This is a genomic window from Pseudomonas abietaniphila (assembly GCF_039697315.1).
Lineage (GTDB): Bacteria > Pseudomonadota > Gammaproteobacteria > Pseudomonadales > Pseudomonadaceae > Aquipseudomonas > Aquipseudomonas abietaniphila_B.
On record NZ_CP155619.1, the window covers coordinates 6079650 to 6095705 of the forward strand.

General features: G+C 59.6%; 10 protein-coding genes and 1 pseudogene. 4 read left to right on the top strand and 7 right to left on the bottom strand.

Annotated elements, in window-relative coordinates:
- The first annotated feature begins 118 nt into the window (after nucleotides 1-118).
- Nucleotides 119-1681, top strand: a complete 1563-nt coding sequence (gene ahpF / locus ABDX87_RS26805; protein WP_346830606.1) for an alkyl hydroperoxide reductase subunit F — start codon at nucleotides 119-121, stop codon at nucleotides 1679-1681.
- Nucleotides 1682-1795: 114 nt separating this feature from the next.
- On the opposite strand, the gene gloA is transcribed toward ahpF, so the two are convergent.
- The gene (gene gloA, locus ABDX87_RS26810) at nucleotides 1796-2317 is read right to left on the bottom strand and encodes a lactoylglutathione lyase (protein WP_346830607.1); all 522 of its coding nucleotides are present in this window, start codon (nucleotides 2315-2317) and stop codon (nucleotides 1796-1798) included.
- 69 nt (nucleotides 2318-2386) lie between these two features.
- On the opposite strand from gloA, the pseudogene ABDX87_RS26815 reads away from it, so the two are divergent.
- Nucleotides 2387-3017: pseudogene (locus ABDX87_RS26815) on the top strand (DUF4946 domain-containing protein).
- A gap of 450 nt (nucleotides 3018-3467) precedes the next feature.
- Here the strand turns inward: ABDX87_RS26815 and ABDX87_RS26820 are convergent.
- The 6 genes from ABDX87_RS26820 to ABDX87_RS26845 form a co-directional block, all read right to left on the bottom strand.
- Nucleotides 3468-3830 carry a histone-like nucleoid-structuring protein, MvaT/MvaU family gene (locus ABDX87_RS26820; protein ID WP_346830609.1) on the bottom strand — a complete coding sequence of 121 codons (363 nt, stop codon included), beginning with the start codon at nucleotides 3828-3830 and terminating at the stop codon, nucleotides 3468-3470.
- Between the two features lie 368 nt (nucleotides 3831-4198).
- Nucleotides 4199-5296, bottom strand: coding sequence for a tetratricopeptide repeat protein (locus ABDX87_RS26825; protein WP_346830610.1), 1098 nt, complete (start codon nucleotides 5294-5296; stop codon nucleotides 4199-4201).
- A 160-nt stretch (nucleotides 5297-5456) separates the two neighbouring features.
- Nucleotides 5457-6854 carry an efflux transporter outer membrane subunit gene (locus tag ABDX87_RS26830; protein WP_074750330.1) on the bottom strand — a complete coding sequence of 466 codons (1398 nt, stop codon included), beginning with the start codon at nucleotides 6852-6854 and terminating at the stop codon, nucleotides 5457-5459.
- Nucleotides 6854-10045 (bottom strand): efflux RND transporter permease subunit, encoded by a 3192-nt coding sequence (locus tag ABDX87_RS26835; RefSeq protein ID WP_346830611.1) that lies wholly within the window; start codon nucleotides 10043-10045, stop codon nucleotides 6854-6856. Before ABDX87_RS26835 ends, ABDX87_RS26830 begins: the two co-directional genes overlap by 1 nt.
- Before the next feature lie 12 nt (nucleotides 10046-10057).
- Nucleotides 10058-11302 (bottom strand): multidrug efflux RND transporter periplasmic adaptor subunit MexE, encoded by a 1245-nt coding sequence (gene mexE / locus ABDX87_RS26840; protein WP_346830612.1) that lies wholly within the window; start codon nucleotides 11300-11302, stop codon nucleotides 10058-10060.
- Between the two features lie 131 nt (nucleotides 11303-11433).
- Nucleotides 11434-12351, bottom strand: coding sequence for a LysR family transcriptional regulator (locus tag ABDX87_RS26845; protein ID WP_346830613.1), 918 nt, complete (start codon nucleotides 12349-12351; stop codon nucleotides 11434-11436).
- A 472-nt stretch (nucleotides 12352-12823) separates the two neighbouring features.
- Here ABDX87_RS26845 and ABDX87_RS26850 point away from each other — a divergent pair, with 472 nt between their 5' ends.
- Nucleotides 12824-13846 carry a zinc-dependent alcohol dehydrogenase family protein gene (locus ABDX87_RS26850; RefSeq protein WP_346830614.1) on the top strand — a complete coding sequence of 341 codons (1023 nt, stop codon included), beginning with the start codon at nucleotides 12824-12826 and terminating at the stop codon, nucleotides 13844-13846.
- 666 nt (nucleotides 13847-14512) lie between these two features.
- Complete coding sequence (locus ABDX87_RS26855) at nucleotides 14513-16018, top strand: hypothetical protein (RefSeq protein WP_346830615.1); 1506 nt, start codon at nucleotides 14513-14515, stop codon at nucleotides 16016-16018.
- Nucleotides 16019-16056: the final 38 nt, after the last annotated feature.

Below are 16056 nucleotides of genomic sequence, written 5' to 3' on the forward strand. Positions count from 1 at the left end.
ACCGGGAGCGATGAGCTCTAGCACGTAAACCGCATCGCCCCCAAAAAACGCCCGGGCGGTCATCGCCTGGGCGTTTTTATTTCCAGATTTAGAATTTTGAAGAAAAGGAAGCCGAATCATGTTGGACGCCAATCTTAAAGCTCAGTTGAAATCGTACCTGGAGCGGATCACTCGCCCAATCGAGATCGTCGCGTCCCTTGATGACGGCGCGAAATCGCAAGAAATGCTGGCACTGCTCAATGACATCGTCAGCAGCTCCAGTCAGATCACCCTGAACACCGATGGCAACGATGCACGCACACCGTCTTTCGCCCTTAACAGCCCGGGCCAGGACATCAAGCTGCGTTTTGCCGGCCTTCCGATGGGCCACGAATTCACCTCGCTGGTACTGGCATTGCTGCAAGTCGGCGGTTACCCGTCCAAGTCCAGTGAGGACACTCTCGAGCAGGCACGTGCCCTGACCGGTGAGTTCAAGTTTGAAACCTACTTCTCGCTGACCTGCCAGAACTGCCCTGATGTGGTTCAGGCGCTGAACCTGCTGGCCGTGCTGAACCCGAACGTGCAGCACGTCGCAATCGAAGGCAGCTTGTTCCAGCAGGAAGTCACTGACCGCCAGATCATGTCGGTACCCAGCATCTACCTGAACGGCGAGCTGTTCGGTCAGGGCCGCATGAACCTGGAAGAGATTCTGGCGAAGATCGACACCAGTGCCGGTGACCGTCAGGCCGAAAAGCTGAACGCTAAAGAGGCGTTCGATGTGCTGGTCGTCGGCGGCGGTCCAGCCGGTTCCGCTGCGGCGATTTACGCAGCGCGTAAAGGTATTCGCACCGGTGTCGCGGCTGAACGCTTCGGTGGCCAGGTGCTGGACACCATGGCGATCGAAAACTTCATCTCGGTGCAACACACTGAAGGCCCGAAACTGGCGGTCGCCCTTGAAGAACACGTCAAGGAATACGAAGTCGACATCATGAACCTGCAGCGCGGCGACCAGCTGATTCCGGGCAAGGACGGCCAACTGCATCAGGTCAAATTCGCCAGCGGTGGCGTGCTCAAGGGCAAGACCGTGATTCTGGCGACCGGTGCCCGCTGGCGCGAAATGAACGTGCCGGGTGAACAGCAATACCGCAACAAGGGCGTGGCTTACTGCCCGCACTGTGACGGTCCGCTGTTCAAGGGCAAACGTGTAGCCGTCATCGGTGGCGGTAACTCGGGCGTCGAAGCGGCGATCGACCTGGCCGGTATCGTGTCGCACGTCACTCTGCTCGAGTTCGACAGCTCGCTGCGCGCTGACGCCGTGCTGCAGCGCAAGCTGAACAGTCTTCCGAACGTGACCGTGCTGACCAGTGCGCTGACCACCGAAGTGACGGGCGATGGCCAGAAGGTCAATGGCCTGCGCTACAAGAACCGCACCACCGGCGACGAACTCAACATCGAGCTGGAAGGCATCTTCGTGCAGATCGGCCTGCTCCCGAACACCGAGTGGCTCAAGGGCACCATCGAGCTGTCGCCACGGGGTGAGATCGTTGTCGATCAACGCGGTGAGACGTCGATCCCAGGCATCTTCGCGGCTGGCGACGTGACCACTGTGCCGTACAAGCAGATCGTGATCGCGGTCGGCGAAGGCGCCAAGGCTTCCCTCAGCGCATTCGACCACCTGATCCGCACCAGCGCACCGGCTTGATGCCTGGCTGAGTCAGCAGAAACGAAAAAACCTCATGAGCGATCATGAGGTTTTTTTATGCGCGATTGCTTTTGCAGTCGCGCAAGCGCTCCTGCAGAGAGCGTTACGCGGTCATCATACCGGCGTTGGCTGGATGATCTCGACCCAGTAGCCATCCGGGTCCTTGATGAAAGCCAGGCTTTTCATCCGGCCGTCGGTCAGACGTTTCTGGAAGTCGACACCCAGCGCTTCAAAGCGCTCGCAGGCGGCATGCACGTCCGGCACGGAAACGCAGATGTGGCCGAAACCGCGGGGATCGGTATTGCCGTTGTGGTACGAGAATTCGGGATCCTTCTCGGTGCCATGGTTGTGGGTCAGTTCCAGAATGCCAGGGATGCCTTTCATCCAGACGTTGCGGGCCGCGTCGTCGGCCGGGATCTGCCCCTTGTCGACCAGCGCCAGGAAGTAGAGGCTGAACTCAGCTTCAGGAAAGTCACGCTTTTCGACCAGGCTGAACCCCAGCACGCGGGTATAGAAATCCAGCGAGGCGGTGATGTCTTTGACGCGCAACATGGTGTGGTTGAACACGAATTGCGCAGTGGCCGCGTCAGGTTGGGCGGTGACGCCAGGGAAAGTGTTCAGTTCGTGCAGGCTCATCGGTGACTCCAGGGTGGTCCTGTAAATGTTGCCTCATGATACGGGACGCGGCGCTCGAGCCAAAACCCAATGTGCAGAGGCGACGCCGGGCCTTGTGACCGTGGCGTGTCTGGCTCACACTTTCCGGCTCGACGTTCAGGTATCAGTCATGTTCTCTCCGTTACGCACGTTCATCCTGGCAGGTCTGTACCTGCCCTTGGGGCTCAACCTCGCCGTGGCGGCGGACGCCATGATCGTCTGGCCGAGTGACTGGGATGTGGAAGCCTTGCCCCAGTCCCCTTCGACGCCCGACCACCCCTCAGTGCAAATCCGTGAGCGAGCCGTCAAAAACGATCAAAACGGCGATCCGGCGATGGTGGTGGAGCTGACTCAGACCCGATTGCAGCCCGGTCATGACGTCAACGTGCAAGGCGTTTTGCTGGAAATGCGCAAGGCGGTGCAGGTCAACTTCGTTCGCAGTGGCTTTCAGAGTGTCTGCACAAAGATGAAAGACAGCACACTGAGCGAGATTCCGGCCATGGAGACGACCTGCACGATCACCCAGAACGGGGCGCATGTGATGACCCAGACGCTCGTGGCGGCAGCCAATAAAGAGATGGCCTGGTCGTTGTCATACGCGGGGTCGGCGCAGGGCTATGCCGCCAACAAGGAGGAGGTTTTGCGGATCCGGGACAGCCTTCGTCTGGATGTAACGCCCTGATGGAATTGAACGTCATCAAATCAAAGGCATAAAGAAGCCCGCCGAAGCGGGCATGGGGTGCTAATCCTTTAGCTGTGTCCATCCTGTAGAAGCGCGTGTGAAAAAAATGTGAAGAATCACGCCCTTCGGCGGACAGTGAAAGGGCGGGCACTCTTTGGTCGGTAATGCTCAGCACAGCGAGTTATTTTGGCGCCTGAAATCAGCTTGGCTGATAACACGAACTCATTACTCCTTTGTATTGAGCGCAGAGGGTTTGAATATCAGCATTGTACGGCGAGTGGGCTAAGCGCTGCGGGGTTATACGAAGTTGAACTCTATCTCCGGTAACAGCCACTCTTGCGTTTTGCCGATTCACTGGCTGTCAATAATTTGTCTGTTTAATTGCGCTTATAAAAAAGCCCCGAAGAACGGGGCATTTTTTATAAGGCTTTGCTATTGCAACAATGACGATCAGCCGCGCAACCAGGAATCGACGGTCTCGGCGCCGTACTGCTCTTTCCAGGCTTTCAGGCCGCGGTGATTTCCACCCTTGGTTTCAATCAGCTCGCCCGTGTGTGGGTTCTGATAAACCTTGACCACGCGGGCGCGGCGGCGTTTCGGGCCAGCCGGTGCAGCGGTGGCGGCAGACGGGTTCGGGTCGAGGATGGCGATAATGTCGCGCAGGCTCTTGTCGTAGGTGTTCATCAGAGCTTGAAGCTTCTGCTCGAACTCGATCTCCTTTTTCAATCCGGCGTCATTCTTCAGGCTCTCCAGCTGAGCCAGCTGTTCCTGAAGGGCTTTTTCTGCTGCGCGAAACTCGGCAAGTCTGGACAAATATAGTACTCCGGCGATAAATGGCTGTTGTCAGCCCAACGCAAGCTACATGGACGCACGTCAGGGTCCTGTGCTCATTTTGTCACTACCCCTATGCCTTGACGGATCATCATTTGAAGAAACTAACGTTGCGCTGCCAGCTTCACGTCCGTGGCGAGGGTAGTTGTGATGCGCGACGGGCAAATAATGCACGTTTTTTTCGAGTTGTAAAATAGGCGAGGTGCAATTGTTATATGAAAGATGACGGCAAACATAAGCCGGTCTGACAAAAACTGACAACATGGGTGTAAAGCCTTGTAAGTAATTTCTCAAACTAGGCCAATATCGGAAACTATAGGTGCGGCGCGCATTGCCAAAGGTGGCGAGATCTACAGCCCTTGTTGCAAGGCCGGGTCATCGGGGTTGAGCTGCTCGAGCTCAGCCAGGAGCACCTGGACTTTCTGCAACTGGCCGTTTTCTTGCCAGTAACGGATCAGCAGCGTTCTGGCACGGCGGTTGGCCGGTTCCCGCTGCAGGATGTCTTCCAGCTGCCGCTGCGCCGGCTCCAGTTGATGGAGATCATGAAGCGCCACCGCGAGATCGTAACGATAAACGGCGTTTTCGGGTTCCAGCTCTACCGCCTTCGCCATGGCCAGTAACGCGTACTCGTTTTGCTGATGCCGCAACAGCCATTTGCCGAGGGCATATTGGAGTAAAGCAGACTGTGGGTGCTTCTCGAGAAGCTGAGCCAGTTGCTGACGCGAACGGTCGGTCTGGCCGCGCTGGTCAAGCAGCTGAACCTGGGCGAGCGCTGCCTGAATGTTGTTGGGTTCCAGTTTCAGCGCAAGGTCCAGCGCGTCGAAGGCTTTTTGAATCGCGCCCGTGTTCACGAACAGCTTCGCCAGTTCCAGCTGGCTTTGACCGCTGGGCGGTTGTGAGGCCAGCGTGTTCTGATATTGCTCGGCGGCGTCCTGGACGCTTGCGTAATACAACCCCAGATCATCAGGCGTCAGGCCGAGCAGTGCGCGGACTGCGCAGAAGCGGACACCCTGATCGGGATCGTCCAGTAAAGGGCCGATCAGCACGCTGCGTTGAGCGTCTGGAACAATGGCGGCAACGGTATCGATGGCGGCTTGCTGGACAAGCGGAGCAGGGCGCTTGAGGTCGCCGTCGAGGATTTTCAGCGCCTGGGCGCTGGGATAATTGGCCAGCTCAGTGAGCAGTCCCGCGCGCCGAATGTCCGACAGGTCGGTTCTGCTCAATTGCTGATAAAGGACTCGCGCTGCGCCAGGTTTACCGTTGTGGGCCTGTTCCAGTGCTTCGGCATAGCTGTGATTGACCACCGGCGGGGGTGGCGGTGAGCGCCACCCATGGACCAGCAGGCCGACAGCAATGAGCAACGCCACTGCGCCCAGTGCGATTGCGGTCTGCCAGCGGCGGCGAGCTTTTAAAGAGGCCGGGGAGTGCGGCGAAGACGGGTTAGGCATACCGATTTCCGTTTCTGCGTGATCAGCAGCTTCGGGGAGAGAGGGTCGAGTGTCAAACGGCAATAACGCCCCTTAAAACGAAAAAGCCCCGAACCTTGTGAGCCCGGGGCCTTAAGGGCCGGTCGGCGGACCGCCCCTCAACGGTTTCAGTTGCCAGGTTTCAGGCGTTAGGCTGCCAGCCGCCACCGAGCGCTTTGTAGATCGCGACGATGCCACGATACAACTCAATCTCGGCCTGCGCCTGACTGTCTTCAGCCGCCAGACGTTCACGTTCGGCATCCAGCAGTACCAAGAAGTCAGCAGTCCCTTCCTTGTACTGAATGCTTGCCAGATTCGCCGCCGAACGGCTTGCCTCGCTCTGACGCACCAGCGACACCAGACGTTGCTGACGCTTGTCGTAATCGCTGAAGGCGTTCTCGGTTTCTTCCAGTGCCAGCAACACTTGCTGCTCGTAATTGGCCAGTGCCCCTTCGGCATCGGCGTTGGCGCCACGGATGCGCGCTTTCACGCTGCCCAGGTCAAACGCCGCCCACGTGATGCTCGGGCCAAGGCCCCAGGCCTGCGCGGCACCGGAACCGATCTGCGAACCACGGCTGGCGGTGAAGCCCAGAAAGCCGCTCAGGCTCACCCGTGGAAACAGGTCGGCGGTCTGCACGCCGATGCGCGCGGTTTGCGCCGCCAGTTGCCGCTCGGCGCTGCGCACGTCGGGACGGTTTTCCAGCAATTTGGTTGGATCGCCAATCGGCAAGGCCTTGGAGATTGCCGGCAGCTTGGCGGGCGCCAGGCTGACGGTCATGGCGTCCGGACGCTCACCGAGCAAGGTGGCGATACGGTTGCGCTCACGGACCTGTTCGGCCTGCAGCTGCGGAATGGTCGCCTCGACAGCGGCCAGCCGTGCGTCGGCCCGCACCACGTCGATTTCGTTGCCCACGCCTTCATCACGCAGTTGCACGGTCACGTTGCGCGAATCCTGCTGGTTCTTCAGGTTGTCCCGTGCAATGTTTTCGCGCAGCTGCGCGCCACGCAGCTGGCCATAGGCATCCACCAGCTCGGCGATCATCGTCACTTGCAGCTGATAAAGATTGGCCTCGGCCACTTGCTGATCCGCCTCACTGGCTTCCAGTTCGCGCTGGATGCGACCGAACAGGTCGATTTCCCACGCCATGTCCAGGCCCAGGTCGTAGCGTTCCTGGTTGACCCGGTGCTCGGTTTCACCCGGCACCTGAGCGCGGCCGATCTGGCTGCTGGCGCGGCTGGTGACCACCGGCATAGCATCGTTGCTGATGTCATCGCGGATGGCGCGAGCCGCTTTCAGGCGGGCAAATGCCACGCGCAGTTCACGGTTGCCTTGCAGGGATTGCGCTACCAGCTTGTTCAGGGTCGGGTCGTCGAACTGCTGCCACCAGATGGTTTCGGTGCGGCTGCGGTCGTAGGCGCCCTGTGCAGCGGCCTGAACGTTGGCCGCCGCGGTGTCCGGCTTCTTGTAGTCAGGGCCGACGGCGCAGGCCGCCAGCGCCAGGACCAACAGGCTCGGCAGGAAGAGTTTTGCAGCCTTCATCAATGAGCCTCCGGAGAGATGGTCTGAACGCGTTGCGCCTTGGCCGCCTTGCGTGCCTCTTTGCGTCCAACGTAGTTACGAATCAGCACATAGAACACAGGGGTCAGCAGCAGACCGAAGAAGGTCACGCCGAGCATCCCGGAGAACACCGCCACGCCCATGGCATGACGCATCTCGGCACCGGCACCGCTGGACAGAACCAGAGGTACCACACCCATGATGAACGCGAAGGACGTCATCAGAATCGGACGCAGACGCAGGCGGCACGCTTCCAGAACGGCCTCCAGCGGGGTCTTGCCCTTTTCCTGTTCATCCTTGGCGAACTCGACGATGAGGATCGCGTTCTTGCACGCCAGGCCCACCAGTACGATCAAGCCGATCTGGGTGAAGATGTTGTTGTCGCTGCCCGCGATGATCACACCGGCGATGGCCGACAGCAGGGTCATCGGCACGATCAGGATCACCGCCAGTGGCAGGCTCCAGCTTTCGTACAGCGCCGCCAGTACCAGGAACGCCAACAGGACGCAGAGCGGGAAGACCAGCAGCGCGGTGTTGCCCGACAGGATCTGTTGGTAGGTCAGGTCGGTCCACTCGTAGGTCATGCCGTTAGGCAGTTCCTCTTTGAGCAGCTTGTTCATGGCCGCTTCTGCCTGACCCGAGCTGTAGCCAGGGCCGGCCGCGCCGTTGATTTCGGCGGTGATGAAACCGTTGTAGTGCATCACGCGGTCCGGGCCGGACGTGTTGGTGACGTGCAGCAGGGTCGCCAACGGGATCATTTCACCCAGGTTGTTACGCACTTTCAGCTGACCGATCTGCTCGGCGTCCTGACGGAACTGTTGTTCTGCCTGAACGTTGACCTGATAGGTACGACCGAAACGGTTGAAGTCGTTGGCATACAGCGAACCCAGGTACACCTGAAGGGTGTCGAAGATGTCGCTGATGGCCACGCCGTGCGTCTTGGCTTTTTCGCGGTCGATGGCGGCGTCCACTTGCGGCACGTTCACGGTGTAGCTGGTGAACAAGGCGGCCAGTTCCGGCACGCTGCGGCTCTTGGCGATGACGTTCATCGTCTCTTTATAAAGCTCGTCGTAACCCAGGTTGCCACGGTCTTCGATCTGCAGACGGAAACCACCGATCGTGCCCAGTCCCTGTACCGGCGGCGGCGGGAAGATCGCCATGTAGGCTTCCTGGATCGACGCGTATTTACCGTTGAGCGCACCGGCGATGGCGCCGGCCGATTCACTGGCGGCCTTACGCTCTTCGAACGGCTTGAGCGTCACGAACACGATGCCGGAGTTCGGGCTGTTGGTGAACCCGTTGATCGACAGGCCAGGGAAGGCCACGGCGCTTTCGACGCCCGGTTGCTTCAAGGCGATATCGGACATGCGCTTGATCACGTCTTCGGTGCGGTCAAGGCTTGCGGCGTCCGGCAATTGGGCGAAGGCCACCAGGTACTGTTTGTCCTGCTGCGGCACGAAGCCGGTCGGCGTGCTCGAAAAACCCAGCCAGGTCAGAACGATGAGGCCTGCGTAGACCACCAGTGCCACGCCGCTGATGCGGATCACGCGCCCGACGGTGCTGACATAGCCGTTACTGGCCTTGACGAAGAAGCGGTTGAACGGACGGAACAGCCAGCCACCCAAGAGCTTGTCGAGGAAGCGCGAGAAAGCATCCTTTGGCGCATCGTGGGAACGAAGCAGCACGGCAGCCAGCGCGGGCGACAGGGTCAGGGAGTTGAACGCCGAGATCACCGTCGAGATCGCAATGGTCAGTGCGAACTGTTTATAGAACTGCCCCGTCAGACCGGAAATGAACGCCGCCGGTACGAACACGGCACACAGCACCAGCGCCGTTGCGATGATCGGGCCGGTCACTTCGCGCATGGCGATCTGCGTGGCCTCCATCGGCTCGTGCCCGAGCTCGATATTCCGCTCGACGTTTTCCACCACCACGATGGCGTCGTCCACGACGATACCGATCGCCAGTACTAGACCAAACAGCGACAACGCGTTGAGCGAGAAACCGAACAGGTGCATGACGGCAAATGTACCGATCAACGACACCGGCACAGCGGCCAGCGGGATGATCGAGGCACGCCAGGTCTGCAGGAACAGGATCACCACCAGCACCACCAGAATCAGTGCTTCGAACAGCGTGTGAACCACCGCTTCGATCGAACCACGGACGAAGATGGTCGGGTCATAAACGATGCTGTAGTCCATGCCTTCCGGGAAGTTCTTCTTGAGCAGTTCCATCTCGCCGCGCACTTCGTTGGAAATGTCGATGGCGTTGGAACCCGGACGCTGGAAGATCGGGATTGCGACCGCAGGTTGATTGTTCAGCAAGGAGCGCAGCGCGTACTGGCTGGAGCCCAGTTCGACCCGTGCGATGTCTTTCACGCGGGTGATTTCGCCGTTTTCGCCAGCGCGAACGATGATGTTTTCGAACTCTTCCTCAGAGACCAGACGGCCTTGAGTGTTGATCGACATCTGGAAGCTGGTGGCGCTCGGAGAGGGCGGTGCGCCCAACTGACCGGCTGCGACCTGACGGTTCTGCTCGCGGATCGCGTTGACCACGTCGGTGGCGGTGATGTTGCGCGAAGCGGTCTTGTTCGGGTCAAGCCAGACACGCAGCGAGTAATCGCCCATACCGAACAGCTGCACGTCACCGACACCGTTCAGGCGAGCGAGCTCGTCCTTGATGTTCAGGACCGCGTAGTTCGACAGGTAAAGCATGTCGTAGCGTTTGTCCGGCGAGGTCAGGTGGACCACCATGGTCAGGTCAGGAGAGGCCTTGTCCACGGTGATACCAATGCGGGTCACTTCTTCCGGCAGTTTCGGTTCGGTCCGGGTGACACGGTTCTGCACCTGCACTTGCGCGGTGTCCAGGTTGGTGCCCAGCGCGAAGGTGATGGTCAGGGTCAGCTTGCCGTCGGCAGTCGCCTGCGAGGACATGTACAACATGTTCTCGACACCGGTGATCGCCTGTTCCAGCGGCGCAGCCACGGTCTCACCGATGACTTTCGGGTTGGCGCCCGGGAAGTTGGCGCGCACGACCACGGTCGGCGGCACGACTTCGGGGTATTCGCTGATCGGGAGCTGGAACAGCGAGATGGCGCCGGCGATCAGGATCAACAGCGACAGCACCGCTGCGAAGATCGGCCGCGTAATAAAGAATTTGGAGAAATTCATTGAGTGAGTCCCTTAACCGCGTGGCGTAGCGGCAGCGGCAACCTTGGAGTCCAGTTTTGACTGGGCTTTGGGTTGATTGCTGGCATCAAGTGCTTGGCGTTGTTGTTGCAGTGCGGCGAGCGTTTCGGCACTGGCCATCGGGGTGTCTTGCGGGTCGATCGGCGAACCAGGGCGCACGCGCTGCAGGCCGCTGACGACGATGCGGTCGTCCTTGCTCAGACCGCTGCGTACGATGCGCAGGCCTTCAAGCTTCGGCCCCAGGTCAACGTTGCGATAGGTCGCTTTGTTGTCCTTGTCGACCACCAGCACGAACTTCTTGCCCAAGTCGGTGCCGACTGCTTCGTCTTTGATCAACATGGCCGAGTAGGTGCCGCTGCCGACCAGCTTCAGACGGGCGTAAAGGCCAGGGGTGTATTCGCCCTTGCTGTTGTCAAACACGGCGCGCCCACGGATGGTGCCGGTACGCGGATTGACCTGGTTGTCGACGAAGTTCATCTGGCCCAGGTGCGGGTTCTCGACTTCGTTGGACAGACCCATGTACACCGGCGTGGTTGCACCACGTTTGCCATCGCGCGCCAGCTGGTTGTACTTGAGGAACACGCGCTCGTCAGCGTCGAAGTAGGCGTAGACCTTGTCGGTGGAAACAACGCTGGTGAGGATGCTCTGATCGGCGGTAACGATGTTGCCGGCGGTGATTTCCGCACGGCTGACGCGGCCGGTGATCGGCGCGGTCACGCGGGTAAAGCTCAGGTTCAGGCGAGCGAGATCAAGCTGAGCCTGAATCGCTGCGACTGCAGCCTTGGATTCTTGCGCGGTGGTGGTCCGTGAATCAGCCAGCTCGGCCGAGATGGCATTGTTGGTGCGCAGACGTTCGCCACGCTGGGCTTCGTTGTTGCTGCGCACCGAGGCGGCTTTGGCCTGTTGCAACTGCGCTTCCAGACGATGCACTTCGGCTTCGAACGGGCGCGGGTCGATCTGGAACAACAGGTCGCCTTTCTTCACCAGTTCGCCGTCGGTGAAAGCCACCGAGTCGATCTGACCGGAGACTCGAGGGCGAACCTGCACGGTTTCCGGGGCTTCGAGGCGCGCAGTGACTTCGTCCCATTCGTTGACCGGCTGCTCAAGCACCTTGGCGACGTTGACTTTGGCCGCAGCTGGAGCCTGGGCTGCCGATTCCGGGCCTTTTCCGCAAGCACTGAGTACCACCAGAGCCAACGCGGCAAGGGGATAGCGCAAAGGAGTAAGTGACTGAATCATGGGAAAATCCGCCGATGTTATTTGAGATGGGCGGATTCTGTTCCCGAGGGTTTTATTGCACGAATCGAATACGACGAAGGTAACTATCAGTGGGAATGATATTTCCCGACGTGAAGGCTCTGGGACGGGTCTTAGCCGAGGCTGTCCGGATCTCCGAAGAACATCTGGATGCGCGAGCGCAACCACCGCTCACCAGGGTCATTGTCCTGAGAGCCGCGCCAGGCCATGTGCAGTTCGAACGTGCGCGATTCCAGCGGCAGTTCCTCGGACCGGACACCGCCTGCGGCGGTCAGCACATCGGCGGCGTAATCCGGCACGGTGGCGACGATGTCGGTGCCAGCGATCAGGGTCGCCAGGCCATTGAACTGTGGCACGGCCAGTACCACGTGACGCTTGCGTCCGATCTTCTCCAGGTATTCGTCGATGAAACCGCCCAGGTCGCCGGCAAATGAAACCAGCGCATGAGGGCGCGCGCAGAAATCATCGAGGCTGATGGCGCCAGGCATGGAGTCGGCGCGCAGCAGTTTGGGGCGGCTGCGGCGCAGGACCTTGCGCTTGGCGTTGGCCGGCAGGTCATCGGTGTAGCTGACGCCGATGGAAATTTCCCCGGACGACAGCAGCGAGGGCATCAGGATGTAATTGGTGCGACGCACCACCAGCACGATGCCGGGCGCTTCCGAACGCAGACGCTTGAGCAGCGAAGGCAGCAGGGCGAATTCGACGTCGTCGGACAGGCCGATGCGGAACACGGCGGTGCTGGTGGCCGGATCGAAATCGGCTGCGCGGCTCACGGCGGTGGAAATGGAGTCCAGCGCAGGAGAGAGCAGGCCGAAGATCTCAACGGCGCGCGCGGTCGGCTCCATGCTGCGGCCTGTGCGCACGAACAAGGGGTCATCGAACAAGCCGCGCAAGCGGGAGAGGGCAGCACTGATCGCCGGCTGGCCAAGGAACAGCTTCTCGGCCGCACGCGTGACGCTGCGTTCATGCATAAGGGTTTCGAACACGATGAGCAGGTTGAGGTCGACGCGACGCAGGTCGTTGCGATTCATGACGGGGGTCTCAGGGACATTGGTCGATACGTTGGCCGCCCGGGAGGCAGGCCTGTGTTCAGCTCAGGCACGAATATTACGGGGAAAAATTGATTCTCCGCACTGTTAAATTCATCCGCAAGCATACAAACGTGTTACCCATCACGCCCGTCGATAATTTGTGCTGAACCTTTTCGCCGGGGACCTGCCCCATCCATAGACGTGGCGGGTGGAGAAAACGTCCGCGGGCGCGGCAGTTTTCGCGCCAGTCAGCGTCACGTTCATCCGGAAATTGCCTCTCGGGTTGCAATGTCAGGATGAGAAAAGAACAATGAGCGCGCTTGAATACGTGAGCATTCGATGGTTATCTAATGACCGCCTATCAGCAACAGAATCGATGACAGGCATGTCGACTATTAATAGCCACTGATAGTGTTACCGGCAGAGCCCGGATAGAGTTCATGGCATCAAGGTTCATAAGGCGAGGTTCGAAATGTCCCGCACGATCCGTTTTCATCAGTTTGGCCCGGCCGAGGTGCTCAAAGTAGAAGAGCAGCAAGCCGCGTTGCCAGCACCCGGAGAGGTGCAGATACGCGTCCAGGCGATCGGTGTGACCTGGTACGACGTGCTGTGGCGACAAAATCTGGCTTCTTCCCAAGCTCGGCTGCCTGCCGGTCTGGGTTCTGAAATGGCCGGCGTGGTGACTGCCGTCGGCGATGGCGTGGCCGATCTGAAAGTGGGCGACAAGGTTGCCAGCTTTCCATCCGCTGACCCTAACGTTCACCCGGTGTATGGCGAGCTGATCACGCTGCCGCACACCTCCGTCACCCGTTATCCGGATGTGCTGACGCCCAATGAAGCGGCTGTTCACTACACGCCGATGCTGGTGGCGTACTTCGCATTCGTGGAACTGGCCCGTGCCAAGCCCGGCCAGACCGCGTTGGTAACTGACGCCAGCCATTGCGCAGGTCCTGCGTTCCTGCAACTGGGCAAGGCGCTGGGTATCAAGGTGATTGCCGCGACCAAAACCGAGTCGTGCCGTGAATACCTGCTGAAAATGGGCGCGGACAAGGTGGTGGTCACCGAAGAGCAGGATCTGCTCATGGCGATCAACAAATACACCGACAACCGTGGCGTGGACATTGTCCTCGACGGCCTGGGTGGCCCGCAGATGTCCATGTTGGGCGATGTATTGGCACCCCGTGGCAGTCTGATCCTTTATGGTCTGCAAGGCGGGAACCAGACTCCGTTCCCGGCGTGCGCGGCGTTCCAGAAAAACATTCAGTTCTTCGTTCACTGCGTGGGCAACTTCACCGGTAAGCCTGAACTGGGCATCAAGCAGGACGAAGAGGCCGTTAAACGTGCACTGCGTGATATCAACCAGTTGACCGCTGATCGGGTTCTGGTGCCTCAGATCACCAAAGTGTTTTCGTTCGATCAGATCGTTGACGCGCATCGCATGATGGATGGCTGCCCGGTGGGTGGTCGTGTGGTGGTGGAAGTCGAGCCTGCCTGAGCGCAATTCACCGCGCTCTGCTAACCGTTCGACGCCTTAGGCCGGGCGTCGAGAGGGATGATAAGGTTGCCGATTCACAGGTGCCCGTCCTCTCATTGATCGGCCACGCAATACCCGACAAAGCCTTCCCGGTTCATCAGGAAGGCTTTTTTGTTTATTCGCCTTTTATCAATAAACGCATTCAGCGGTGAGCCGTCTGTTGTTTTGTCTGGCGTTTTAAAGAGACGGCGGCGAACCGTTAAACACTTCTGTTTAAAGTGCGGCAGGGTTTAACCATTGACTGACAGGCAATACGTCATTGATCTGTACCTTGTAATTGTTTTTTAGATACCGATAATAAGGCGATCACTCATGCTCAAGGAACGAGTCATGCCTCATGCATTGTCATGGCCGGTTGTTTTATTATTTCGAATACCCGCCCGCACGGTTGCTTTCTCTCCTCCGGCACCAGTGCCGGTCCGCACCTATTGGCCTGTCAGGGGCGCAGCGTGTCGCCCCAGCGGACAAGGTCGGGTGTTGGCCTCGTTGCAGGTCAGTTGTTGACGATCCATACACTGGGTTATGTTTTTATATAACGACATTCACGAAGTGTCGATTCTGGTAATGCGACGCCTGTCGTAGCGGAATCGATGTGTTCGCTGTACCGGGTTATTCAGGTGTTGAAGTATGGGTTCTATTCACGAGCAGGCCATGAACTATGTCTATCAACAAGTGCTGCAACGCTTGTTGAGTTATTTCAATCGTGCCGAGCGCACCGCGCTGCAATTACTGATTCAACGTTTGATTGTTGCCGCTGGCGGTATCGAGAACATTGGAACGTATAAAGTATTGGTAGCATTCAGTGGTGGCAAGGACAGCGCCTACACGGTGGCCTTGATGCGTGCCGCGCAGTTGAGCATCGCCGGCCGGGCGCCGGCGACGTTCAATCTGCGTGTCGCCAATATGCGCCACGCCGGTATGACCTCGGCGGTCATGGCCAATATTCATCGCTGCTACTCCGCGCTGTTTCTGCACGACGATCCACGGGTCGAATTGCTGGTGGTCGATCACCAATACGTCCAGGCGTTCGAGCCCGACCTCCCGTTTTCCAGTGCCGGCCGGGAGCAGAACCGCTCTGACATGCTGCTGGGTGGACACCTGACCGCAGGTGATGCGAGAACGACGTTCTGCAACAGCTGTTATCTGGGGATGGCCGAGTTCCTTGGACGTGCCGCCTGCTGGGGGGACGGCGTGGATGCCGTACTCAGTGGAGACTCGCTTAAGGAGCAGAAGCAGTATGCGACCTGGATCATGCGCCTGGCACGGCATGAAGGGCAGGCGGTGGAGAACTGGCACAAGCTGGGCTTCATGACCGCGTTGAACACCATCGACAGTGTGGGGCGCGCCTACTACCGCGAACTGTACGGCGAAGAACCGCAACCCGCCGGGTTCATGCTGCGACCGCTCGGGTATCCCAACAAGCCCGTTGCGCCTGCGTTTCTCACCGTGGCCGACCTGATCGGGTTCCGGCTAGAGGAACGCTGGGGGTTGCTCACGGACTTCCTGGGCTTTCGTTTTGATGATCTGGCCTTCAGCTTCAGCGAGTCGGACTGCGCCAACCCGTTGCTGATGGCCCACATGCGCGGCTTGAAGGCGCAATTTGTCCAGGGTCGTGCGTACGCCGATGGCATTGCCGAGTACCTGGAACTGGCGGCAGGGATGATGCGCCGCAAACGCATGCCCAGGCGCCTGATCGAGCAGGCGCTGGCGGCGTACGATCATCCCGACAAGATCGAGGAGCGCCGCGCGCTGGCGTCGGGCTACGCACAGGAGGCATTTGGCCTGAGCGAGGCGCAACTGGTGTGCCTGTTGTTCGCGCCTTTCGTCGACGCCGGGGCGCAACTGGAAACATTCCTGCGCGTCTGTCACCCCGGCATGCTGGTGGCACTGGCGGACCTGCACAGGGCGCTGTCGGGGCATTCGGCGCCCGATCAGGTCATTCAGTGGCTGGTGGATGTCAGCGGGTTGAGTCTCAAAGGGCTGCAAAACCTGTATGAAAAGCGCCGGGTGGATTTCAGCGACGACAGCTCGATCATCGCGCGGGTGCGGGCCAGTGACCCGGACAAGGGCCACGTGATGACGGTCGATCTGCACACCGGCGAAGCGGTCTCGGAGCTGATCTCGGGGCGCTGACCGCATTCTTTCACACGCCCGGGCGCGGGGGCCTGGAT

Excerpts from the sequence above, each read along its gene's own strand:
- ABDX87_RS26825 (WP_346830610.1), bottom strand. The coding sequence starts at position 5,296 with ATGCCTAACCCGTCTTCGCCGCACTCCCCGGCCTCTTTAAAAGCTCGC.
- ABDX87_RS26850 (WP_346830614.1), top strand. The coding sequence starts at position 12,824 with ATGTCCCGCACGATCCGTTTTCATCAGTTTGGCCCGGCCGAGGTGCTC.
- gloA (WP_346830607.1), bottom strand. The coding sequence starts at position 2,317 with ATGAGCCTGCACGAACTGAACACTTTCCCTGGCGTCACCGCCCAACCT.
- ABDX87_RS26835 (WP_346830611.1), bottom strand. The coding sequence starts at position 10,045 with ATGAATTTCTCCAAATTCTTTATTACGCGGCCGATCTTCGCAGCGGTG.
- mexE (WP_346830612.1), bottom strand. The coding sequence starts at position 11,302 with ATGATTCAGTCACTTACTCCTTTGCGCTATCCCCTTGCCGCGTTGGCT.
- ahpF (WP_346830606.1), top strand. The coding sequence starts at position 119 with ATGTTGGACGCCAATCTTAAAGCTCAGTTGAAATCGTACCTGGAGCGG.
- ABDX87_RS26830 (WP_074750330.1), bottom strand. The coding sequence starts at position 6,854 with ATGAAGGCTGCAAAACTCTTCCTGCCGAGCCTGTTGGTCCTGGCGCTG.
- ABDX87_RS26855 (WP_346830615.1), top strand. The coding sequence starts at position 14,513 with ATGGGTTCTATTCACGAGCAGGCCATGAACTATGTCTATCAACAAGTG.
- ABDX87_RS26845 (WP_346830613.1), bottom strand. The coding sequence starts at position 12,351 with ATGAATCGCAACGACCTGCGTCGCGTCGACCTCAACCTGCTCATCGTG.